We start from the raw sequence: 21,458 nt of genomic DNA on the forward strand, positions 1-21,458 counted from the left end.
GTCAGGCGAACTCGTCAGGCGGAAATCAGGCGAAGGGTTTGCGGGGCGACCGCATCGATCAGCGCGGCGCGGGCGATCGGCTCAGGGTGCGCCGCAGACAGGAGGTCGAAGGCTGCGTCGAGCGCCCGGTCAAGGACCACCACGTCGCCGACGCCCAGCTCACGCGCCTCGGCGAGGCTCAACAGGGCTGTTCCCGCATGAACCGTCAAGGTTACGGGCGTGTCCGCGATCGCCGCACTCATGGCGACCAGCGGCGCGGAGGCCGGAGCGGGCGGCGCAAGCGCGCCCAGACGGGCCTGGACCAGGCTCGCGCGCGCCACGGCCAGCGCCCCCACCAGCCGCCCCGTCTCGTCGGACAGGGGAAAGACCACGCGCCCTGACGGGCCGCCGAGCGCCAGGGCCGGATCGGCGGCGTCGCCGCCGATCGCAGCCTCGACGGCGCGCGTCAGATCGGCGACCGCGGTCTCGACCAAGCCGTCCAAGAGCGCCTGGTCCGCCGGCGTGGCCTCCAGACGCGCGACTTCGATGTCGAGCGCCAGCTCCGCCAGATGATCCCTCTGGGCCGGCGACGTCTCAAGCGACGCGCGAGCGGCGAAGAGGCTCGTCGAAGCGCTCGCGCCGGTCGAACGCTCCAGTCCGCGACGGCGGACCCGGCCTTGCGCAAACCAGCGGTCCGACCAGGCCGCGATGATCCCGTCCAGCCACCCGAGCGTCCCCTCGTCCAGGAGGGCCCTGTCCGGCGCCCAGCGCCAAACGGGCGACGTCACCCCTGGCCTCGCATGCCGAAGAGCTGCTGAATCATGTCATTGGTCACGCTCACGACCTGGGACGAGGCCTGGAAACCGCGCTGGATCAGGATCAGGTCGCCGAACTGCTGGGACAGATCGACGTTCGAGGCTTCCAGCTGTTTGGAGGCCAGGGCGCCCATGCCCTCCACGCCGCTCTCGAGCAACCGGCCTTCCGGCCCGAGGTTCCGGAACAGACCATTGCCGATGCGTTCGAGCTGCTGTGGGTTGCGGAAATCCGCCAGGGCGACGGCGCCCAGGTCTTCCGTGCGGCCGTTGGAATAGGTCAGTTCGACACGTCCCGCGTCGTTGACGCCGACACGGGTCAGGGTGCCGGCTCCGTAGCCGTCGACCGAGGCCGCCCGCAAGGTCGAGGTCGTGCCCGAGGAGAAGGAGGTCACGCCCGCGCTGAAGTCCAGAACGACCGAAAGAGGATCGGCCCCTTGAGGCGATGTGGACACGGTCAGGCGTGACGTCGAGGGATCGACCACGCTGCCGACGAAGCGCAGGGTGGAAGACCCGACCGTTGCACCGGTCTGATCGGTGACGGCGACGGTCCACTGGTTCGGCGACGCGGCGCCGGCGGCCGTCAGGCGGACCTGCCAGACCTGCCGCGCCCCCCGCGAGTCATAGACGGCGATATCGCTCACCGAGGCGTCGGTCGCGGTCGAGGAGATATTGCCCGACAGGCTGATGGCGGTCGTGGCCTTCGGCGCGCTGGTGCGGCTCGCATCCACATTGAGCGGCACGGCCTGCCGGTCCGCGTTCAGGACGCCGAGGCGATAGCGTGTTCCGAGCAGGGTGATGAAGCCGTCGTCATCGGCGGCGAACTGTCCGGTGCGCGCATAGACCGTCTTCTCGCCGTCCTTCAGAACGAGAAAACCGCCGCCTTGAACGGCGAGATCGAGGTCGCCGCCGGACTGACGCAGATCGCCCTGGGTGAAGTCGATCGTGGGCGAGCCGAACCTCACCCCCTGTCCGCCGGCGCGGGAACCATGGCCCGAATAGGCGGACCCCAGTCCGCCGACGTTGAAAACGTCGGAAAAGGTGACGGAGGACGCCTTGAATCCCGGGGAGTTCAGATTGGCGACATTGTTGCTGATGGTCTGCAGGCCGCGCGAATAGGCGTTCATCCCGCTGAGACCGATATAGATGGAGCCGAGCATGAAACTTCCTCCTAGAGGCGAATATTGGCGATATCGGCGATCGAGACGCCGGAGACGACCTGGTCCGTGCTGGTGCGGATCGTTACCGTAGGCTGGCCCGAACTGAAGGAGACCGCCTCGACCTTGCCCGACTGGGTCGCGCCGTTTGCGGCGAAGTCGATCGTCCGGCCCAGCAGGCTGGTGGCCTGGGTCGCGCCCTGGGCGGCCAGGAGACTGGTGATCTGATCGTTGAGGGTCTGGCTCTGCTGCAGTTGCGAGAACTGCGCCAGCTGGGACACAAACTGGAAATTATCGACCGGCTTCAGCGGGTCCTGATAGGTCAGCTGGGTCAGGATGATGCTGAGCAGAGACTGGAAATCCAGTCCAAAGGCGGCGTCTGTGGCCGCCCCTGTGCCGCTGATGGGCGCTAGCGCCATGGCGAGGTCCTCTCCAACAAGGTCGACGGATCCGGATCGCGGCCATTGATCCGCAAGGTTTCGAGCGCGAGCCCATGGGCGGCGGCCAGGGCTTCGGCGCGGCGGCGCAGGTCCCGGTGTTCGGCGTCCGACAGACCCGAGGCGTTTACGGTCACCGAGACGACGGCCCCGCTTCCCCGAACATCGAGGCTCAATCTCGACGCCGCGTGGCGCCGGCGATCGTTCGGCAGGCGCGCCAAGGGCTGTTCGACGTCCGCCCGTCCCGAGGCGTCAGCGCCCTGATCCCCGCCCTCGGGCGGCGCCGGCGCGTCGATCCCCCCGGCGACCGAGCGACGGGGCTCCGAGAGACCCGCGCCCGAAACCGCCTCGACGTTCGCCGGCGCCGAGGCGTCCGCCGCCGGCCTCCACCCGAGGCTCAAGGACGGGCTCGCCCGTCCCGCGACCTCGCCGACGCGCCGGATCGATGCGCCTGGGCGTAACTCTCCGCTGTCCCCGGGGGGCGGCGCGGGCTGCAATGGAGGCGAGGCGCCGATCAGGACCGCCGATTTCGCGCGCCGTTCGGGGCCCGGCTCGACCTTGGCGGGGTCGCGACCGAAGACGCCGAGGGCGTCGAACCCCATCGCCTCATCCTGCGCGCCGACGCGAGCCCGGGCGGCCGGCGCCCCGGGCTCAACGAGCGGGGCCTCCAGGCCGGAGGCCTTGCCGACGGCTCGCCCGCCCGTCCCGGCGGTCGAGTCGGCCTGCCGGACATGGCGCCCGCCTCGGTCTGCGCTGCGATCAACAAGCAGGGACTCGAACCTCGACGAGGGACGCGGCGCCGCCGAAGACGGCCGAGGCGTGGCGACGGCCGGGTGACTGGAAATCTTCACCGTGGATCTCCCCGACACGGACGCAGATCTTCCGCCGCCGCCAGCGCGCGCTCCTCCGCCGCTCGCGTCGCGGCGCGCCGCGCGTCCGTCATGACCCGCCGTGCGGCCTCGGTCAGCGCCCAATGGTCGAAATAGGCTGAACGGAGGGCTTCAAGGGCCGCCTGCTCGCCCAGCAGCGCCTGCGCCTGCGTTTGCCTTTCACGCTCGGCGCCGGTTCGCGCCCGCCGCCAGGCGACGAAACGATCGATATCGATGCGGGGATCGGTCAGGACGGCGGCCAGTTCCCGCTCCGTGTGCGTCAATCGCACTTCGGAGGCCTGCAGACTCTGCCGCGCCCGGGCGGTCTGCGCCAACTGACGACCGACCCCGAGCTCTGCGCCCTTCAGCTGCATCTCGCGCACAGCCAGGGCGGTGTTCGCCTCTCTCAACAGTCGCCGGCGGTTCATGGCGCGTCGCCTTTCAGGGCGGCGGCGAGCGCGGCGAGCGTCGCCGCCGGCGAGGCGGCGCCGTCGTCTTGACGCAGGAAGGCTTCCAGAGCGGGGCGGCGACGAATGGCGGCGTCGATCGCGGCGTCGGCCCCGGCCGTATAGACGCCCGCCTCGATCAGCGTCCGGGCGGCGTCATAGGCGCCGATCGACGCCTGGGCTTCAGCGGCCAGGGCCCGGTGGGTCGCCGACATGACGCCGCCGGCCAGGCGGCTGATGCTGCGCGACACGTCCACGGCCGGAAAGCGGCCGGTCTCGGCGATCCGGCGCGACAGGACGATATGGCCGTCCAACAGGGACTTCATGACCTCGACGATCGGATCATCGACGTCGTCGGTCTCGCTCAACACCGTCAGGACGGCGCTGATCGCGCCGCCGTTGCGAGCCGCTCCGCAGCGTTCGACCAGCTTGGGAAGCGCGGCGAAGACACTGGGCGTATAGGCCCGTATGGTCGGAGGCTCTCCGGCCGCCAGACCCAGTTCCCGCAGCGCCATGGCGTAGCGTGTGGCCGAATCCAGAACGAACAGCACGTGCAGCCCGCGCGCGCGCCAGGCGCCGGCCAGGGCGAGCGCCTGCTCGACGGCCTGCACCCTCAGCGCCGCCGTCTGATCAGAGGTGGCGGCGACGACGGTCGTACGGGCTTTCGCCGACTCGGGCAGGCCCTTGGACCAGAGCGCCTCGACCTCCCGCCCTCGCTCCCCGACGAGACAGATGACGCACCGATCCGCTTCGACCTGACTCGCGAGTTGCGAGACCAGGGTCGTCTTGCCCACCCCCGGGGCCGCAAAGACGCCGACGCGCTGCCCGGTCGCCAACGGCAGAAGCCCGTCGATCGCCCGCACGCCTGTGAGCAGAGGCGCGGGCGAGGTGACACGCTCCAGCGTCGGCAACGTCCCGCCGACGGACGGCTCGCCGCTCGGGGCCGAGCCTGCGTCCAACGCCCGTCCCAGTCCATCAACCACCCGGCCGCAAAAGGCGTCGCCGGTCAGCGGCCGCACCGCCAAGGCGTCCAGACGAACCCTTGCGCCCCGCCGGACCCCGTCGAGCGGGTCGAGCGGAGCCAGGACCACGCGATCCGCGTCGACCGACACGATCGTGGCCAGACAGGACGACCCGCCGGCCTCGATCACGCAAGCGGCGCCGATCGGTCCATCGGGCCCGTCGGCCTCGACGTGACCCGCAGCGATCCGCGTCACGCGACCGGTGCGGGTCGAGGGTTCGAAGGCGTGGAGACGTTCGGTCAGGGCGGCCAGGCTCATGCACGTCCCTCGCAGAAGACCTCAAGCACGCGCCGGAGCCGATGGAGTTGATGATCCAGCCCCAGATCCAGCTCGCCCAGGTCCAGTCTGACCCGACAATCTCCTGACGACAGGCCTGCGTTCGGTCGGATCGTGACCGGTGCGGGTCCGCTCCGCCCCAGAAGGCTCAGCGCGCCTTCATCCGGAAAATCCTCCGGCGAAACCTCCACCACGGCGCTTGCGCCGTCGAACAGGGCGCCGATCGCGCGCCGCACCGTGGCGGCCACCAGGGCGCGTCGATTGTCCGCGTCATCGACCAGGCGCGACAGCGCGACGACGGCCAGATCCACCGCCGCTGTTTCGAGCCCAGCCAACCCCTCCTCCAGGGCCAGAGCGGCTTGATGGCCGATCCGATCGATCTGATCGAGCCGTTCCTCGGTGCGCGCGTCCGCTTCCGCCGCGCCCAGACGACGCCCCTCGGCCACCCCCCGTGCAAAGGCTTCTTGCTCCGCGCGGGCGAGGCGGTCGATCTCTTCGGCCAGCGCTCTTGTGCGCGCCATGGCCTCGGCGAGGTCCGCCGAGAGATGCGCGATCCGCTCGGCGTCCTGGCTCGCCGCACTCAAGGTCGCGGGCGCGGCCAGGACTGCGCCGAGCGCCCGCACCGGCCGGCTTTCAGTCCGACCCGACTTGATGACGCCGGTCATTGAACCCGCCCCAGGATTGCAGCGAAACCCTTGGCTCGAGGGGTGGGGCGCGCCGCTCCGGTCCAGCCGCTCTCGGCCGCCAGCCGACGCAGGGCCGCCCGCGCCTGGTCCGTCATAAGCCCGCTCGGGTCCATCCGCGCGAGTCGGGTTTCAAGCCAGGGACTATAGGGCGAGGCGGACGGTTCCAACGCCCCTTCAGGGCGCTTCAGGGCCCCCGCCTTGAACCCGGCGATCAGCGCGACCATGCGCGAGCGCGAGGGCGCCGCAAGCTCGGCGAATATGGCCTGAACGTCCTCTATATCGAGCTGGGCCATGTCCGCCGCGATGCGCCTTAGGGCGCGGGATTCGTCACCCATGATCCGGCTCCGCGTCGAGCAGGCGCTGCAGCCGCCGCACATAGGCCTCGCGTTCCGCCTCCGACAGCCGACGGGGCCGCCCTCGTCGCCAGACGAAAGCGCCTGCCGTCAGAAGGACAAGGGCGATCGCCGCCGAAACTAGCGCCGTCATCAAGCCGTCAGCGCCGGGACGCGGTCCGGACGCGCCCGCCGGCGTCGAGGGCTCGACCACAGGGCGTGAGACCTCGGCGGCCGGCCCCGCTGCGCGCCTCTCCGACGCCGAGGCGTCTTGCAGGCGCAACGAGCGCCAATCCGGAAACATCAGGGTATCGCCCAGGGCTTGAGACCAGCCGATGGTTTCGACGACCACGCGCGCCACATCCTCCCTCTGGGCGTCAGACAGGCCGGTCGGCGCGGCGGTCGAGACCTGGAGCCGGAAGCCCCGGCTCTGGGGGCTCCAGTCTGAAAGGCTGGACCGGCGTTGGCTCTCGCCGTCCAGTCCGGGCGCCCACTGGTCTGCGGGCGCGATCACCGACACCTGGACGCCCGGGTAGAGGGGGGCGAGCGCCCGTCTCAGAGCGGCCGTATAATAGGCCTCGATCGCGCGGGTCTGCGCCAGAACGGGCGAGGCCGCCGCCTCCGACGGGTTGATCGCCGTCGCCTCGTCTCCGGCGATCGCCGCGCCGGTCGCGTCCACCACGACGACGGCCGCCGCATCCAGCTCGGGCACCGCCGCAGCCACAAGGCGCCGAACGCCCGCCACCGTGTCCGCCGTCAGGACGCGGCCGCGCCGGGGGGCCAGCGCCACCGACGCCTTGGCGGGCTTGCGATCGGCGCGAAAGACGGAGGGCTCCGACAAGGTGAGATGCACCCGGGCGCTGTCGATCGCATCCATGGTCATGATGGTGCGCGACAATTCCCCCTGAAGGGCGCGCTGATAGTTGATGCGCTGCGCGAACTCGGTCAGCCCCATGTCCGACTTGTTGAACAGCTCGAAGCCGACCGTGCCCTTCAGCGGCAGATCGGCCCCCAGGATGGCGAGGCGAATCTCGTCCACCTGGTCTTCGGGCGCCAGGATGGCCGTACCGCCGTCCGCGACGCGATGGGGCGTCTTGTCCTTTTCCAGCTGGGCGAGGATGGTGGCGGCGTCGGCCGGCCGCAGATCCCGAAACAGCACCTCGTAGCGGGGCCGCAGCGTCAGATAGGCGACCACCAGCCCTGCGGCGAGCGCGAGGGCGACGCCGACAGCCAAGGCGATCTGGAAGACGGGCGAGAGCCCGCGCAGGCGCTGCAACAGGCTCATGCGGAGGTCGGGCTCATCAGACAGGCATCCGCATCAGTTCCTGGTAGGCTTCCAGAAGTCGGGTGCGGACCTGGCTCATCAGTTCGAACGACAGCCGGGCGTGTTCGAGCGCATAGGTCACCTGGTGAATCGGCACGTCCTCGCCCAGCGCGAAGGCCTGGGTCATTCGGTCCGCAGCGAGCAGTTCGCCGTTCACCGCCTCGACCCCCTCGGACAGCAGTCGGGAAAAGCCGGCGGTCGGGGCGACGGCGATCGCCGGCTCCAGCGACGCGGCGCGCGCCGCGCCGACAGCGGCGATGGGATCAAGGGCGGCGCTCATCAGCGACGTCCGATCTCAAGGGCCTTGGCGTACATCTGACGGCCTGCGCCGAGCGCGACAAGATTGGCCTCGTAGGCGCGCGCGGTCTGAACCAACAGCGTCATTTCCCCGGCGTGGTCCAAGCCGGGATAGGTGACGAAGCCCTCTGCGTCGGCGTGAGGATGGCCCGGTTCGTGGACGCGGCGCGGCTGCACGGCCTGGGGCTCCACCCCATAGACCGCCACGCCGCCCAGGGCGGCGTCCTCGGCCGACAGGTGGGCCTCAAAGCTCGCCCGAGGCCCCGACACCAGACGGAGCGGCCGGTAGGCGTCGCCCAGCGCCGTCCGCGTGGTGTTGAGATTGGCCAGGTTGGCCGCAATGACCTCCATGCGCCGCCACTCGACGTCGAGCCCGGTCCGGCTGATCTGCATCGCATCCATGTCAGCGTCCTCCGGAAATGGCCAGACCCGTGATCTGGGCCTGGCGGTTGAGCAGTTCGACAAGGGCGCTGTAGCGACCGGCCGTGGCGGCCGCGTCGGCCATCTCCAGATCCAGGCGTACGGCGTCGCCGGCCGCAACCGTCGGATCCGGCACGACGGACGGTCGAAGCATCTCGATCGCCTCGGCGCCGCCGGTCCGGGCGGCCTCGGCCAGCGCCGCCTCAAAGCTGACCCGCACCGGGCGATAGTTCGGCGTGCGGGCGTTGGCGATGTTCTGGCTCGTCGCGGCTGCGCGCAGGGCGAGCCCGTCGAGACTCTTCAGGAGAATGGCGCTGGTGATCGGATCCATGTCGGGCCTATTGAATGATGAGATCGGCGTGCAGGGCGCCGGCGGCCTTGACCGCCTGGAGGACGGCGATCTTGCCGCGCGTGTCGACGCCGACACGGGCCAGACCCTCCATCAGATCGCCGACCGTCGTGTTGGGGAAACTGACGACCGCGTCGCCGGCGTCTTCCGCCACGTCTATGGCGGTATTGCTGACGACCAGACCGGTCAGGCCCTCGTTCAACCCGCCGTAGACGACGGGCTGAACGGCGTCGTTGCGCTGGCGGACGGAGACCCGGATGTCGCCCTGCGATATCGCCACACTGTCCAGCCGCACATTGCCGCCGGCGACGACGGTGCCGGTCCGTTCGTTGACGACGACCCGGTCGGAGGCGGCCGGGGACACGCTCAGGGTCTCGATCAGCGCCATGGTGCGATAGAGGTCGCCGGCGCCGCTGACATCGATCCGCACCATGTCCGCATCGCCGACGCGGGCGCGGAGATGGGGCGCCGCCGCATTGACGGCGTCAGCGACCCGAACGGCGGTCGAGACATTGGCTTCCCGCAGAAGAAAGACGAGTTCGCCGTTCGGCTGAAGCGTCTGGGCTTCAACCCCCACCTCGACTGTCGCCCCGTCTGTGATGACGCCGGCGGTCGGGAAGTTGCGCTGCTCGGCGTTCTGGTTGCTGGCGAACTGGTAGCCCCCAACGACGAGGGCGCCCTGGGCCAGGGCGCGGGGCTGCTGGTCGGGGCCCGTCAGCGACGTCATCAACAGGACGCCGCCCGCCAGACTTCGGGCGTCGCCGATCGAGGTCACATTGACGTCGATCCGGTCGCCCGGATTCGCGCTGGCGGGCAAGACCGCCGTCACCATCACCGCCGCCACGTTACGACTGCGGACGTCGTCCGGCGAAAGATTGGAGCCGAGCCGCCCCAGCACATTGGCGATCGCTCGCTGGGTTACGGCGTTGCGCGGCGAGTCGCCGGTGCCCGTCAACCCGGTCACCACGCCATATCCGACCAGGGCCTGGCCTTGCCACCCCTGGAACCGACCGAGACTCCGGATCGGCACGGACTGGGCCTGCGCCTGGCCGTGCAGGACGACAAGAACGCCGACGAACGCCGCCAGAACCGCACCGAGGATCGACGGCCTCATGATAGTCCCATCCAGGACAGGACCCGATTGAGCGGTCCGGGGCGTCCGCTACGCGACAGGACGCCGTCGACGTCGTAGCCGATGCGCGCGTCTGCGAGACGGGACGACAGGACGCTGTTGTCCCCTCCGATGTCGGCCGGGCGCACACGCGCTGTGAGCCGGATAGCGGTGCGTTCGCCATCGATGTCCAGTTCCTGCGCGCCACTGACCCGCAGATCGCCGTTGGGCAAGACCTCGTCCACGATCACGCCGATCTGGGCGAGCAGACGCCCCGATCGGGTCATCTGGCCCTGGCCGGTCGAGCCGCCCTGGAGTTCGAGCGCCCCCGCGCTTGCGGATCCGCCGCCTTGGACGCTGCCGCCCAGCCGCGTGTCGCGCCGGCTGGCGGATTGGCTGGCGCTGGCGGCGCTGTTGGTCTCGAGAATGACGACGGTGAGACTGTCGCCCACCCGGGCGGCGGTCCGGTCGGACGCGAGCGAGGCCCATCGGGCTTGGGCCATGCTGTCGCCGGCCCCGACCAGGGTCAGGCCTGTCGCCAGGGACGAGGCAAGGGACGCGGCCAAGCACGCACTCCAAATCCGCGGCGATCTCATGCGCCGGCGCCCCCCAGGGCGACCGTCAGAACCGCCCCGTCCGAGGTCCGCACGAAGATCGAGCGACCCGGCCATCCGTCCTGCAGGGCCATGGCGGGACGCTCGATGACGACGGGCCCGACCACGGCCCGAACCGACAGGGTCTCGCCGACCCGAACCAGAGGCGCGGCGGCGGGTCGGAACGGAAGCGCCGCGACGACGTCAACCGTCTCCTGCGGACCGCGGCGCTCCACGACGATGGCGTGGTCCGGCCCGTCCGGCAGCCAGGGCGACAGCCCCGGCAGGGCGGCGCGCGCCCGCGCCGCCGCCGTCCGCGCCGAAACGGATGTGGTCGTCTCTGTCAGGCGCGCCAACACGATATCGCCGGCGCGACGCGCCAAAGGGTCCGGCAGGCCGCTCAGATCCGCCACATCGGCCAGACGCAGCGCGTCGCCTGAGATCACCACCTCATCGCTCAACACAAGCGGCGCGGGTTGGACGGATGAGATCGCCAGAATGAGCGAGACCCAGTCCATCTAGCGCCTCAATCCGTTGGCGATGGCCATCAGCTGATCGCCGGCCTGCAGGGCTTGGGCGCTGGCCGCATAGGCGCGCTGCATCAACATCAGCGCGACCATTTCGTTGGAGAGGGCGACGTTCGCCCCTTCGATCGCGCCCTGAACAAGGACGCCCAGCCCCTCCTCCCCCGTCGCGAAGGCGGCGCGCGCCTCGCCGGTCGTCCGGTATAGACCGCCACCGAGCGGCGTGAGTTCCGATGGATCATCGACCTTCTGCAGGTCGATCCGCCCCAGCTCGGTCGGCGTCGTATCCCCGGCGAGCACGGCCGCGACCGCCCCGTCCGAGGCGATCGTCAGCCGATCGGCGCCTTCGGGAATACGGATCATCGCGTGCAACGGCAGGCCGTCCGCCGTCGCCAGCAGCCCGTCCGCCCCGACCGAAAGCGTCCCGCCACGCCAGAGCAGGGACCGGCCGTCTGCGCCCAGCACCTCAATGAAGCCCTCGCCGTCCACCGCAACATCGAGCGGCTGTCCGGTCACGCGCAGATCCCCTTGCGCGAACACCGTCGCCGCCTCCAGCGCGGACACGCCGCCGGCGGCCCCGCCCCCCGGCCCCATGAGCTCGCTGAAGCGCACGGAACTGCGCTTGAAGGCCGGGGTGTTCATATTGGCGATGTTGTTGGCCGTGATTCCGAGCGCGCGCTCCTGAGCCCTCAATCCTGTCGCCCCGATCGAAAATGCGCCGTTCATGCCCCGCCCGCTCCGAACGCCGTCACGGCGCGCCCCAGAAGATCGTCATAGACATTCATCAAACGCTGCCCGGCTTCGGCGCGCCGCACCGACTCCATCAGCACGATCATTTCCTGTCCAAGCGCGACATTGGCCCCTTCGAGGAAGCCCTGACGGACGACGGGCGCCGCCACGTCCTCCGACCGACCGACGCTCCGAAACAGGCCGTCGCCCGCCTCGACCAGATCTGCGGCCTCAAGATGGACGACCCTCAGGCGTGCGGCGGCTTCGCCATCGACCAGCAAGACGCCGTCCCGAGACACCGTCGCATCGGCGGCGGGCGCGACCAGATCGCCGCCGATCGCTTGCAGCGGCAGTCCGCCGGCCCCAAGCAGCCGCCCGTCGTCGGCCCGCTTGAAATGCCCGTCGCGCGTGTAGACGGGACCGTCCGCCCCGCGAAGCTCAAAGAAGCCCGGACCGTCGATGGCCAGATCGAAGGGATTCCCGGTTTCCGTCAGGGCCCCGGCGACAAGCGACGGCGACGTCCGGACGACGACGGACCCGGCGGCGGCCAATTCAACAAAGCTCAACTTGGATCTATAGCCTGAGGTCGCCATATTGGCGATATTTTGTGCAGCAACATCCGCCCGCGCCTGCGCGCTAGACAGCAAAACTGACACTGACTGAACTAAATCCCCCATGGATTTACCATACTACGGAACTATTCGTATTGCAATATGGACATTATTCGACCTGGATCACGCCGAACGACTTCAAATCTACGGTTTGCGGCACTTCAGTTACCGAGACCACCGCCAGACGCGGCGCGCTGCGGCGGGTGAAGGCTTTGAGGTGGCGTCGGAGTTCGGCGCCGCAGAGCAGCACTGGCGACAGCCTCTGACTCGCCATCTCGTCCACCATTGGAATCAGCTTCTTCAGCATCTGCTCGGCGAGCCGCGGCTCGATGACGAAGGCCTCGGCCGCCTCGCTGCGGCGCACGCTGTCGAGAAGCTGGGTCTCCAGCCGCGGCGAGAGGCTCATCACCGCCAGGGCGTCATGACCGCCGCGCAGCGCGCTGAAGATGTTGTGCCCCAGCCTCTGACGCACCTTCTCCGTCAGTTCCGCATGATCCTTGGTGTGACGGCCCACATCGACGAGGGCGTCGACGATCAGATCGGCCTGGCGGATCGAGACGTGCTCGGAAAGCAGATGCTGGAAAACCCGTTGCACGTCGGAGACGGACATGACGGCGGGAATGAGATCCTCCACAAGCCCCGGCTGGCGCGACCGCACGCCCTCGAGAATCTGGACCGTGTCGGTCCGGGTGAGCAGCTGCGCCGAGGTGCTGCGGACGACTTCATTCAGATGAGTCATCAGGACGGTGACGGGGTCGACCAGGGTGCAGCCCGCGACCTGCGCGGAGTCCCGCGTCTGGTCGTCGACCCAGACGCCGGGTAGGCCGAAGGCGGGATCGCGCGCCTCTATCCCAGGCAGCGGCGTCGCGACGCCCGCCGCGCGAATGGCCAGGGTTCGATCCGGGTAGACGGCGCCCCGGCCATGGCGTGCGCCGTGCAGAAGGATCTCATAGTCGAGATCGCCCAGATCCACGCCGTCGTGGAAGGCGACGGCCGGGACCATGAAACCGCTCGTCCGCTCCTCCTGGACGCGAAACGCGGAGATGCGCTCGCTCAGAATCGATCTCTGGCTGCGCCAGGCCTCGGACAGCTCGCGTCCGAGACGAACCTCGATCGGCGAAACAGCTTCGGCCGCGCGTTCAGCGGAGTCGGTTCGCAGATCGTCAAGTTCGCCGTCGGTCAGGGCCTCGGCTTTCCGACGCCGCATCGCCGTCCACAGGACGAAGGCGACCAGGATCAGGATGGCGATCGGCCATTTGGGCATGCCCGGCATCATGAGCAGCAGAGCGAGCGCCCCGATCACCAGGAGCGGGATCCGCGACACCGAAGACAGCTGCGCCAGGATTTCTTCGCTCAGGCGCCGATCCGCCGAAGAGCGGGTCACGATCAGGCCCGTCGCGGTGGACACGATCAACGCCGGGATCTGGGTGACGATGCCGTCGCCGATCGTGAGCAGGCTGAAGGTCTGCAAGGCCGTGAGCCAGTCCATCCCCATCTGGGCGACGCCGATGATCCAGCCGGCGATGATATTGATCAGCAGAATAATGACGCCGGCGACAGCGTCGCCTTTGACGAACTTGCTCGCGCCGTCCATCGATCCGTAGAAGGCCGCCTCCTTCTCCAGCATCTTGCGGCGCTGCTTGGCCTCGTTCTGGTCGATCAGACCCATGTTCAGATCGGCGTCGATGCTCATCTGATGGCCCGGGACGGAATCGAGAACGAAACGCGCCGCGACCTCCGAGACCCGCTGAGCGCCCGAGGTCACCACGACATACTGGACGACGACCAGAATGAAGAAGACCACCAGACCGACGACAAAGCTGCCCTGGACCGCGAAGGAGCCGATCGCTCCGATGACGTCGCCGGCGTGGGCTTCGGTCAGGATCAACCGGGTGGCCGCGACGTTGAGCGCCAGGCGATAAAGAGTCGCCACCAGCAGCAGCGACGGAAAGGTCGAAAAGGCGACAGGCTTCTCGACATAAAGGGTCAACAACAGGATCGTGAGGGCGAACGCGAAATTGACGATGATCAGCAGATCGAGAGCGACGGGCGGAATGGGCGCGAACAGCACGAGCAGGATGCTGATCACGGCGACGACCAGAACCAGATCCTGATTGCGCCCCGGAGCGGGTTTAGCCATTCGCCGCCTCCATTGCGCCGCTTCTCCGCAAGCCGCGATAGACGGCTGCGACCGGCCGGAACAGGGCCTCAGGGACCGCCGCGTCAAGCCGCGCCTTGCGATAGAGGGCCCGCGCGAGCGGCGGATCGACGACCACGGGAATGCCGCGTCCGAACGCCATTCGGCGCAGCCTTACGGCCAGGGCGTGCGATCCCCGCGCCACCACGACCGGCGCGTCCATTCGCCCGGGCGCATAGCGCAGGCCGACCGCGAAATGGACCGGATTGGCGATGACGACATCGGCGGACCCCAGGCCCTTGAGGCTGCGCGACGCCTCGGCGAACTGACCGTGAAGCTGTTTGCGACGCTGCTTGAGCCGGGGATCGCCTTCATGGTCGCGGTGCTCGCGTTTCAGCTCGCGACGGCTCATCCGCATCTTCTTCAGATAGTCGCGCCGCGCCACCATCTGATCCAGCAAGGCGACGACGACGGCCGCCCCCAGACAGGCGGCAATCAGGCGCAGAGCCAGACCGCCGTAAGCAAGACCCAGCGCCCTCGCATCGGTGGCGACCGCCGCCGCATTCAGTGCGTCGCGGATGAACAAGGCCGCGATCGCGGCATAGAGCGACAGCTTCAGGACGGCCTTGGCGGTCTCGATCAGGATCCGAATCGTAAAGAGGCGCTTCAAGCCCTTGGCGGGATTCAAGCGGTTGAAGTCCGGCCGCACGGCCGTCAGGGCGAATACGGGGCCGGTCTGTAGAAACTCCACCAAAAGGACGAGACCGAACAGGCCGCACAGCCAGGGAAGGAGCGTCTCGAAGGCCGGCCCTGCAACCTGACCGGCAAGGGCGCGAAAGCCCGCGTCTGCGGTCAGATCCAGGCTCGTCGCCGCCAGACTGCGCGCCACACCCCGCCCGAGCGCGTCGGCGAGATCCCGCCCCGCGAACCAGGCGAAGGCCGTCGAAACCAGCAAGACGCTCAAAAAGCCGAGATCCGTCCCGCGAGCGACACTGCCCTCACGCCGCGCCTTGTCCAGACGGAACCGGGACGGCGCCTGCGACCGATCCTGTTCAGCCGCTTCACTCATGCGATCAGCGCCGGCAAGGCTTCGAGGGTCACGGCCGACAGTCGCGCCATAAGCGCAGACGCGACGCCGAGCGTGAGCGGCAAGGCGACCAGCAGAAGCACCGTCTTGACCTGAAATCCGAGAACCAGGACGTTAAGCTGCGGCGCTGTGCGGGCGAGGATGGCGATCGCGGCGTCCGCCAGCATGAGTGCGAGAATGACCCCGCCGGCGACGCCGAACGCCAAGGTGAAGACAGCGCCGAGATAGGCGGAAAGCGGCCCAAGGCTTTGCGGGGCCCCGCCCTGGCCGAGCGGCACGGCCTCCAGCGAGGCCGCGAGGACGCGCAGCAGATCATGATGACCGCCCATCGCAAAGAAGATTACGCCCGCGGCATAGGCGTACAGCGTGCCCACAAGCGGCGTCTGGGCGCGGCTCGTCGGATCCACGAGGGCGGCCAAGCCGAAACCCGCCTGAATATCGACCGTACGGCCGGCGACATAAAGCGCGCCATAGGCGGCCTGAAAGGCGAGAACAAGGACGGCGCCGAGCAGAAGCTCGCGGATCGCTGCGACGATTAAACCCTGATCTGCGACCTGCGCCGCCGGCGCCGACTGCACGATCAGACCACTGAGCCCCAAAGCCAGAAGCAGCCGGAGCGGAGCGGGAATCCGCATCAGGGTGAACGGCGGCGCAAAGGACAGCACGGGCCCGAGCCGAAGGCTGAGCAGGAGTGCGGATTCAGCCCAGTCCGACATCTGATCGACGGCGGGAATCATCCGATGGACGGGATGGTGCGAATGGCTTCGATCGCGAAATGCGTCATGCGCTCCAGCATCCACGGGCCGACCGCGATCAGAACCAGAATGGCCGCGAAGAGTTTCGGCACATAGCTGAGAGTCATTTCCTGCAGTTGGGTCGCCACCTGCAGAATACTGATGATCACGCCGACGATCATCACGACCGCCACCACCGGCGCCGCAATCATCAAGGTCGCCCACAGCATCTGATTCAACAGATCCAAAGACTGGTCGGCGCCCATCCATCTCCCCCGAGATTGCACCGATGAAAGACAACCTTCGGTCTGCAAACTCAAGTCTCCACGTGTCGTTGCCGAAACAAATGCCTGTGGATGGATCGACGGAGGGCGCGCTTGGGGATGTTATGAGGGTCACCCTTTGGAATCTCATTGCCCCGGCGGCGCACAACTGTCGCGGTCGACCCTCGCCCTGCGACGGCCGGCGGCGGTCAATCGCTGCAATCCGCACGCGCCTGCCGTCGGACGCACGGCCGCGGCCTTGCAGACGCGCTCGACTGACACAGGTCAGGATCGATCCGCCGACGGCGGTGGATCCGGCGTCCAGGCCCGTCGGCGTTCGCGGTCCATAGAGGCCGGCGCGCTCATGCAATTCGCGTCGCCGAACAGGGCGGGCTGATCGATTGCGCCACCCGAGTTGGGAAGGCGATCACCGGACCGCCTGGATCCGCGTCTCCCGCCTTCCGGTTGCGGATCGCCCGGATCGCCTGTTTCGCTTCGAGCTGCGCCGCCGTCAGATGCGTGCCGCGTCGCGAGCCCCGCCAGGCGGTCCAGACCTCCCCGGTCGCGATCGTCCACGTCTCGGACGCCGCGTCCCGGATCAACTCGCAGGCCCGCGTCGCCGCATCGCCCGCTCTGGCCTTCGTCGTCGCCTCCTGCAGCTCGGTGTCGGCGGCTTCCGATCCATCGAAGTCCCGGTCGAGCGACCGCATCATATCGCGCGCCCGATCCGCGTCTCTCTCGATCCGCGCCGCCGCCGAATGGAAGGCGCCGATCAGGGCCTCGCCCAGGATGTTTTGATAGTCCTCCAGCGCGGTGTCGGAGATCACGTCCACCAGCTCGGTCATGAGCGCGCGCCCGAGCTGGATCAGGGCGTCTTCGGTCGGGTGCGGACGCCCGTCCCCCAGGGACGCGGTCAGGTCATCGAAGGCGGAGTCGGACTTCGACGAGGCGAAGAAGGGAGCATTGGAGTAGGTCATTGGAACGTTCCTTTGAGACTGCCGTGCGCCCCATGCGCAACGACCCCGGTCTTGGCCACAGCGGGGTCCCCGGCAGTCACCGGAGCGGAGGGCCGCTTGAATGAGCGCGTCTGGACCATGATGACGGTCAACATCAGGACGATCATCAGAGGGAACAGAGGCGCGAGCGCCGAATTCGCCTTGGCGGACTCCTCGACCGATCCGGCCGTCGTGATGAGTTGAATGGGGAACTGGCGGACAATGCGGCGTCTGGCGCGCTTATCAGAATGTTGCCGCTGACGATCAATATGCGGGATCATCTGCGGCAGGAAAAGACAGGCGACCTGCCGGCGCCCCTGCCGAACATCGCTCGACAGCGTGACTTCCGCGTCGGTACGCTGGGCCTCTGGGGGCCGGATGATTTCGTGATCTACTATCGCGACGGACAGGTTCCGTCGCCCGGCATCGCGATCCTGGGCCGGATAACCGGCGACGTCTCCATTCTCGATCGGCCAGGCCCTGTGACCGTAACGGTTCGCCGCGCCCGATAGCGCGCCCCGCGCCCACGAAGCCCCATCATCGGAAATGCTCATGCTGACCGACACAGCCGCCGCGATCGGATCGCCTAGGGAGACCCTCATGCGTATCAGGATCATCGCCGCCGACCGGACCCTCACCGCCGTGCTTGACGACAATGAAACGGCGCGCGACTTCGCTTCCCTCCTGCCTCTCACGCTGACGCTCGAGGACTTCAACCGAACCGAAAAGATCGCGGACCTGCCCCGAAAGCTATCCACGGCCGGCGCCCCTCCAGGGGCCGATCCCAAGGTCGGCGACATCGCCTACTACGCGCCGTGGGGCAATCTCGCGCTCTTCTATCGAGACTTCTCCTACTCGCGAGACCTCGTCCGTCTCGGACGCCTCGAAGGCGACCCCCAAGGATTAGCCGAGCTGGGCGCAGCGCCGGCACGGGTCGAGATCATCACCGAAGACTGACGAGCCGACAGTTCACCCTATCCTCCAGACAAGAAGGCAGATTCCAATGACCGACAACATCACCGGCAAGACCATCATCATCACCGGCGCCTCCAGCGGAATGGGCGCCGCCACGGCCCGCCATCTCGCCGAGAAAGGCGCCGCCGTCGTGCTCGGCGCCCGCTGCACCGATCGCATCGACGCCCTGGCCGCCGAGATCACCGCTGCCGGCGGCAAGGCCATCGCCGTGGCGACGGACGTAACGAAGCGGGAAGACCTTCAGCGGCTGGTCGATGCCGCGATCGCGACCTACGGCCGCATCGACGTGATCATCAACAACGCCGGCGTCATGCCCCTCTCGCCACTGGAGCGGGTCAAGGTCGACGAGTGGGACCAGATGATCGACGTCAATCTGAAGGGCGTGCTTTACGGCGTCGCCGCCGCTCTGCCGCCCATGATCGCCCAGAAGTCGGGCCACATCATCAACGTGGCCTCGGTTGCGGGCCACAAGCTGTTCGGCGGCTCGGCCGTCTATTCCGCCACCAAGTTCGCAGTCCGCGCCCTCTCGGAAGGCCTGCGTCAGGAGATGGCGCCCCACAATATCCGCACCACCATCCTCTCGCCCGGCGCTGTGAAGACCGAGCTTCTCGACCACATCAGCGAGAAGGACGTTCAGCAGGCCAACCAGGACTACGTCGGCCAGGTCGGCGTCCCGGCCGAAACCCTGGCCCGGCTGGTCGCTTTCGCCATCAACGAGCCCGAGGACGTCGGGATCAACGAGATCCTCTTCCGCCCCACCGCTCAGGAACTGTGATCGCGCCGCTTGTTCACGATGGGCGGAGAGGATGTCGGCGCGCGCAATCCTGACAGGACGACCTTCCGGGCTCGGAAGGTCGTCCGCGCGCGAGAAACTGCCCGCTGAGACGCGATGGCCCGCCAACCGGCGCCCTTCCCGTTCCGGTCAGGCCTCCGTTGGGGGCTGCCGCAAGCCTCGCGAAGTCCGCCACACGCTTTCCTGCGCCCGCTTGGGCGGACGCCGCCGTCGCAATCCAACGCGCTGCGGTCTTTCCTGCGATCAAGCTCTGCGGCGCCCGTCGTTTGAGGGTTGATCGGCGTCGCCGCCGGGCAATCCTGAACGCCTTCGCAGCGCCGCCTCAAGGTTCGGCGCGGCGGATCGCCGGCGTGTTCAGGGCGTTCGTCCCAAACTCTTGTCCACGCCTCTTCCCGTCCGACCGTCGCGGCGTATAGGACGGTGGGGCGAACCAAGGAGGGGCTGGAATGCTGGCGCGTGCGGGACCGGTGAAACTTCGGCTTCAGGTCATGAGCGCCGAGACCGGCGCCATGGGCCCGGGCAAGGCCGCCGTCCTGGAGGCGATCCGGACCCATGGGTCGATCTCGGGCGCCGGCCGCGCACTGGGCATGAGCTACAAGCGCTGTTGGGCCCTGGTGGACGAAATGAATCGCTGCTGGCGGCGGCCGCTGGTCACCGCTGTCCGCGGCGGCGCAGCCCAGGGCGCTCACCTCACGCAAGAGGGCGTCCTGGTGCTCGCGGCCTTTCGCGCGCTTGAGCAGCGCCTGACCGCTGTAACCCTCGACGATCCCGCCTATGCGGCTCTCGTCGACAATCTTCGTGACACCCCGCTGGCGTCGGCAACGCCCTGACGTCAATTCGACTATCGCTTCATGGGCGGCGGACGCCGATGTATATGGAACGCTACAACGGATCCTCAGGCCGATCCGGGCGGCGATCTTGTCGTCGTGCCCGGCGTCTTTGACGGACTCTGCCGCAGGATGAACGATGACGGATTGGTACACAGCCGGACTTGAGGACGACATGCGGCCGCGCATGTTCGCGGCGGCTGACCGCAGCGAGGCGTTCGCTCTGGTCACCATCACCGCGGCCGAGGGCGGCGGACCGCGTGGCGTCGGCGCCCAGATGGTGGTCACCCGCAATGATATGGGCGGATTCCTGTCCGGCGGCTGCATTGAAGCCGACGTCGCCCTGCACGGCCGGGACGTGCTGGCGAGCGGTCAGTCGAAACGCCTCGTCTATGGACGCGGCAGTCCCTATGTCGACACCCGCCTGCCCTGCGGAGGCCGGCTGGACCTGCTGGTGGAGGCTGTCCTCCCCGACGATCCCGCCCTCGCCGCGCTCCGCAGCGCGCACGAAGCGCGCCGCCTCGTCACCCTGATTTCCGACGGCGAACGGCGCACGGTCGTCGATGGGCCGACCGACCATCCCGATCGGCTGCGCGACTACGCCCCGACGCAGCGGCTGGTCGTGATCGGCTCCGACGCCTTCGCCCTGGCCATGGCCTCGGCGGGCCACGCGCAGGGCTGGCGCGTCACCCTGGTTCGCCCCAAGGGCCCCGAGGCCCCCCCGCCCCTGGCCATCGACTATCGCCGCGACGATCCCGGCGCGGCCTTGGACGCTCTACGCCTGGACCGGTGGACCGCCGTCGCCATCGCCACTCACGACGCCGATCTTGACCATGAAGCCCTTGTGACGGCGCTCGGTTGTGACACCGGCTATGTCGGCGTGCTCGGGGCGCGGCGACGCCTGCCCGAACGCCTGGCCCGGCTTGAAGCGGCCGGGGTCTCGACCGACGACCTGAAGCGGCTGCATGCCCCCATCGGTCTGAAGATCGCCGCGCGGGCGCCACACGAGGTCGCTGCGGCCGTCATCGGCGAAATCATCGGCTCGCGGGCGTGACCCGGCATGCGCTGGTCCTGGCCGGAGGGGCGGGCCGACGGTTCGGCGGCGGAAAGCTCCTGGCCGACTGGCGCGGTCGGCCGCTGATCGTCTGGTCGGTCGAGACCGCGCTCGCGGCGGCCGTCGACGACGTCGTCGTGGTGGTCGGATGCCGGGCGGATGAGGTCCGCGCCGCGATTGGGGCCCGAACCGACCCCCGATTGCGCCTTGTCCAAGCGCCTGACTGGGCGGAGGGTCTATCCGCCTCCCTTAGGGCCGGCGTCGCCGCCCTTCCCCATGATGCCGGAAGTCTGGCGATCTTCCTGGGAGACATGCCGCTGGTCGACCCGGCCTCCGCCGCCCCTCTGTTCGAAGCCGTCGAGGCCGGCGCCGTCGCGGCGCGGCTCGACCATACCGAGGGGCCGGCTCATCCCGTCGTTTTTGGACGAGCGCTCTTTGCGGACCTTTTGCAGACGCGCGGTGATCGGGGCGCGCGCGCCTTGCTCGCGGGCCGCGGCGACGTCGCCGCCTTTGGAACCACGGACGACAGGGCGATCTTCGACGTCGACCACCCCGAGGATCTGGCGCGCGCGCTGGAATGACGAGGGCCTTCACCCTGCGCGACTATCCGGACGATTAC

28 protein-coding genes are annotated in these 21,458 nt (G+C 68.7%); 5 read left to right on the forward strand and 23 right to left on the reverse strand.

The window, feature by feature from the left end; genetic code table 11:
• Positions 1-14: 14 nt before the first annotated feature.
• From PKE72_RS15710 to PKE72_RS17560, 23 genes are all read right to left on the reverse strand, one after another.
• Positions 15-767, reverse strand: a complete 753-nt coding sequence (locus PKE72_RS15710) for a FliM/FliN family flagellar motor switch protein (RefSeq protein WP_271166307.1) — start codon at positions 765-767, stop codon at positions 15-17.
• On the reverse strand, positions 764-1,951 hold the full coding sequence (locus PKE72_RS15715) for a flagellar hook protein FlgE (protein ID WP_271166308.1): 1,188 nt from the start codon (positions 1,949-1,951) through the stop codon (positions 764-766). Before PKE72_RS15715 ends, PKE72_RS15710 begins: the two co-directional genes overlap by 4 nt.
• An 11-nt stretch (positions 1,952-1,962) precedes the next feature.
• Positions 1,963-2,367 carry a flagellar hook assembly protein FlgD gene (locus tag PKE72_RS15720; protein ID WP_271166309.1) on the reverse strand — a complete coding sequence of 135 codons (405 nt, stop codon included), beginning with the start codon at positions 2,365-2,367 and terminating at the stop codon, positions 1,963-1,965.
• Positions 2,358-3,236: a hypothetical protein gene (locus PKE72_RS15725; RefSeq protein WP_271166310.1), complete on the reverse strand. Its 879-nt coding sequence runs from the start codon at positions 3,234-3,236 to the stop codon at positions 2,358-2,360. Before PKE72_RS15725 ends, PKE72_RS15720 begins: the two co-directional genes overlap by 10 nt.
• Positions 3,233-3,682 (reverse strand): hypothetical protein, encoded by a 450-nt coding sequence (locus PKE72_RS15730; RefSeq protein ID WP_271166311.1) that lies wholly within the window; start codon positions 3,680-3,682, stop codon positions 3,233-3,235. The genes PKE72_RS15725 and PKE72_RS15730 overlap by 4 nt, the downstream gene beginning before the upstream one ends.
• Complete coding sequence (locus PKE72_RS15735) at positions 3,679-4,980, reverse strand: FliI/YscN family ATPase (protein WP_271166312.1); 1,302 nt, start codon at positions 4,978-4,980, stop codon at positions 3,679-3,681. The genes PKE72_RS15730 and PKE72_RS15735 overlap by 4 nt, the downstream gene beginning before the upstream one ends.
• Positions 4,977-5,663, reverse strand: a complete 687-nt coding sequence (locus PKE72_RS15740) for a FliH/SctL family protein (RefSeq protein ID WP_271166313.1) — start codon at positions 5,661-5,663, stop codon at positions 4,977-4,979. The genes PKE72_RS15735 and PKE72_RS15740 overlap by 4 nt, the downstream gene beginning before the upstream one ends.
• Entirely contained in the window at positions 5,660-6,019 is a 360-nt protein-coding gene (locus PKE72_RS15745; RefSeq protein ID WP_271166314.1) for a hypothetical protein, read from the reverse strand. The genes PKE72_RS15740 and PKE72_RS15745 overlap by 4 nt, the downstream gene beginning before the upstream one ends.
• Positions 6,012-7,301, reverse strand: coding sequence for a flagellar basal-body MS-ring/collar protein FliF (gene fliF, locus PKE72_RS15750; protein WP_271166315.1), 1,290 nt, complete (start codon positions 7,299-7,301; stop codon positions 6,012-6,014). The genes PKE72_RS15745 and fliF overlap by 8 nt, the downstream gene beginning before the upstream one ends.
• Positions 7,302-7,317: 16 nt before the next feature.
• On the reverse strand, positions 7,318-7,620 hold the full coding sequence (fliE, locus tag PKE72_RS15755) for a flagellar hook-basal body complex protein FliE (RefSeq protein WP_271166316.1): 303 nt from the start codon (positions 7,618-7,620) through the stop codon (positions 7,318-7,320).
• Entirely contained in the window at positions 7,620-8,039 is a 420-nt protein-coding gene (gene flgC, locus PKE72_RS15760) for a flagellar basal body rod protein FlgC (RefSeq protein WP_271166317.1), read from the reverse strand. The genes fliE and flgC overlap by 1 nt, the downstream gene beginning before the upstream one ends.
• Before the next feature lies 1 nt (position 8,040).
• Positions 8,041-8,388, reverse strand: coding sequence for a flagellar basal body rod protein FlgB (locus PKE72_RS15765; RefSeq protein WP_271166318.1), 348 nt, complete (start codon positions 8,386-8,388; stop codon positions 8,041-8,043).
• Positions 8,389-8,395: 7 nt separating this feature from the next.
• Positions 8,396-9,520 (reverse strand): flagellar basal body P-ring protein FlgI, encoded by a 1,125-nt coding sequence (flgI, locus tag PKE72_RS15770; RefSeq protein ID WP_271166319.1) that lies wholly within the window; start codon positions 9,518-9,520, stop codon positions 8,396-8,398.
• A complete protein-coding gene (locus PKE72_RS15775; RefSeq protein WP_271166320.1) occupies positions 9,517-10,083 on the reverse strand; it encodes a flagellar basal body L-ring protein FlgH in 567 nt (188 codons plus the stop codon). Before PKE72_RS15775 ends, flgI begins: the two co-directional genes overlap by 4 nt.
• A gap of 26 nt (positions 10,084-10,109) precedes the next feature.
• On the reverse strand, positions 10,110-10,628 hold the full coding sequence (locus tag PKE72_RS15780; protein WP_271166321.1) for a hypothetical protein: 519 nt from the start codon (positions 10,626-10,628) through the stop codon (positions 10,110-10,112).
• Positions 10,629-11,360, reverse strand: coding sequence for a flagellar hook-basal body protein (locus PKE72_RS15785; protein ID WP_271166322.1), 732 nt, complete (start codon positions 11,358-11,360; stop codon positions 10,629-10,631).
• Positions 11,357-12,040, reverse strand: coding sequence for a flagellar hook-basal body protein (locus PKE72_RS15790; protein WP_271166323.1), 684 nt, complete (start codon positions 12,038-12,040; stop codon positions 11,357-11,359). The genes PKE72_RS15785 and PKE72_RS15790 overlap by 4 nt, the downstream gene beginning before the upstream one ends.
• A 43-nt stretch (positions 12,041-12,083) precedes the next feature.
• On the reverse strand, positions 12,084-14,114 hold the full coding sequence (locus tag PKE72_RS15795) for a flagellar biosynthesis protein FlhA (RefSeq protein ID WP_271166324.1): 2,031 nt from the start codon (positions 14,112-14,114) through the stop codon (positions 12,084-12,086).
• On the reverse strand, positions 14,107-15,180 hold the full coding sequence (locus PKE72_RS15800; RefSeq protein WP_271166325.1) for an EscU/YscU/HrcU family type III secretion system export apparatus switch protein: 1,074 nt from the start codon (positions 15,178-15,180) through the stop codon (positions 14,107-14,109). The genes PKE72_RS15795 and PKE72_RS15800 overlap by 8 nt, the downstream gene beginning before the upstream one ends.
• Positions 15,177-15,935 carry a flagellar biosynthetic protein FliR gene (locus PKE72_RS15805; protein ID WP_309298349.1) on the reverse strand — a complete coding sequence of 253 codons (759 nt, stop codon included), beginning with the start codon at positions 15,933-15,935 and terminating at the stop codon, positions 15,177-15,179. The genes PKE72_RS15800 and PKE72_RS15805 overlap by 4 nt, the downstream gene beginning before the upstream one ends.
• Entirely contained in the window at positions 15,932-16,198 is a 267-nt protein-coding gene (gene fliQ, locus PKE72_RS15810; protein ID WP_271166326.1) for a flagellar biosynthesis protein FliQ, read from the reverse strand. Before fliQ ends, PKE72_RS15805 begins: the two co-directional genes overlap by 4 nt.
• Positions 16,199-16,557: 359 nt before the next feature.
• Positions 16,558-17,172 carry a hypothetical protein gene (locus tag PKE72_RS15815; RefSeq protein WP_271166327.1) on the reverse strand — a complete coding sequence of 205 codons (615 nt, stop codon included), beginning with the start codon at positions 17,170-17,172 and terminating at the stop codon, positions 16,558-16,560.
• On the reverse strand, positions 17,169-17,807 hold the full coding sequence (locus tag PKE72_RS17560; protein ID WP_271166328.1) for a hypothetical protein: 639 nt from the start codon (positions 17,805-17,807) through the stop codon (positions 17,169-17,171). Before PKE72_RS17560 ends, PKE72_RS15815 begins: the two co-directional genes overlap by 4 nt.
• On the opposite strand from PKE72_RS17560, the gene PKE72_RS15825 reads away from it, so the two are divergent.
• From PKE72_RS15825 to PKE72_RS15845, 5 genes are all read left to right on the forward strand, one after another.
• Entirely contained in the window at positions 17,791-18,147 is a 357-nt protein-coding gene (locus tag PKE72_RS15825; protein WP_271166329.1) for a cyclophilin-like fold protein, read from the forward strand. The genes PKE72_RS17560 and PKE72_RS15825 overlap by 17 nt on opposite strands.
• A gap of 46 nt (positions 18,148-18,193) precedes the next feature.
• Positions 18,194-18,940: an SDR family oxidoreductase gene (locus PKE72_RS15830; RefSeq protein ID WP_271166330.1), complete on the forward strand. Its 747-nt coding sequence runs from the start codon at positions 18,194-18,196 to the stop codon at positions 18,938-18,940.
• Positions 18,941-19,404: 464 nt separating this feature from the next.
• Positions 19,405-19,788, forward strand: coding sequence for a winged helix-turn-helix domain-containing protein (locus tag PKE72_RS15835; RefSeq protein WP_271166331.1), 384 nt, complete (start codon positions 19,405-19,407; stop codon positions 19,786-19,788).
• A gap of 136 nt (positions 19,789-19,924) precedes the next feature.
• Positions 19,925-20,839 carry an XdhC family protein gene (locus PKE72_RS15840; protein ID WP_271166332.1) on the forward strand — a complete coding sequence of 305 codons (915 nt, stop codon included), beginning with the start codon at positions 19,925-19,927 and terminating at the stop codon, positions 20,837-20,839.
• A complete protein-coding gene (locus PKE72_RS15845; RefSeq protein ID WP_271166333.1) occupies positions 20,836-21,420 on the forward strand; it encodes a nucleotidyltransferase family protein in 585 nt (194 codons plus the stop codon). The genes PKE72_RS15840 and PKE72_RS15845 overlap by 4 nt, the downstream gene beginning before the upstream one ends.
• The last annotated feature ends 38 nt before the right edge of the window (positions 21,421-21,458 follow it).

The sequence above is a fragment of the Brevundimonas intermedia genome (assembly GCF_027922165.1).
Taxonomy (GTDB): domain Bacteria; phylum Pseudomonadota; class Alphaproteobacteria; order Caulobacterales; family Caulobacteraceae; genus Brevundimonas; species Brevundimonas intermedia.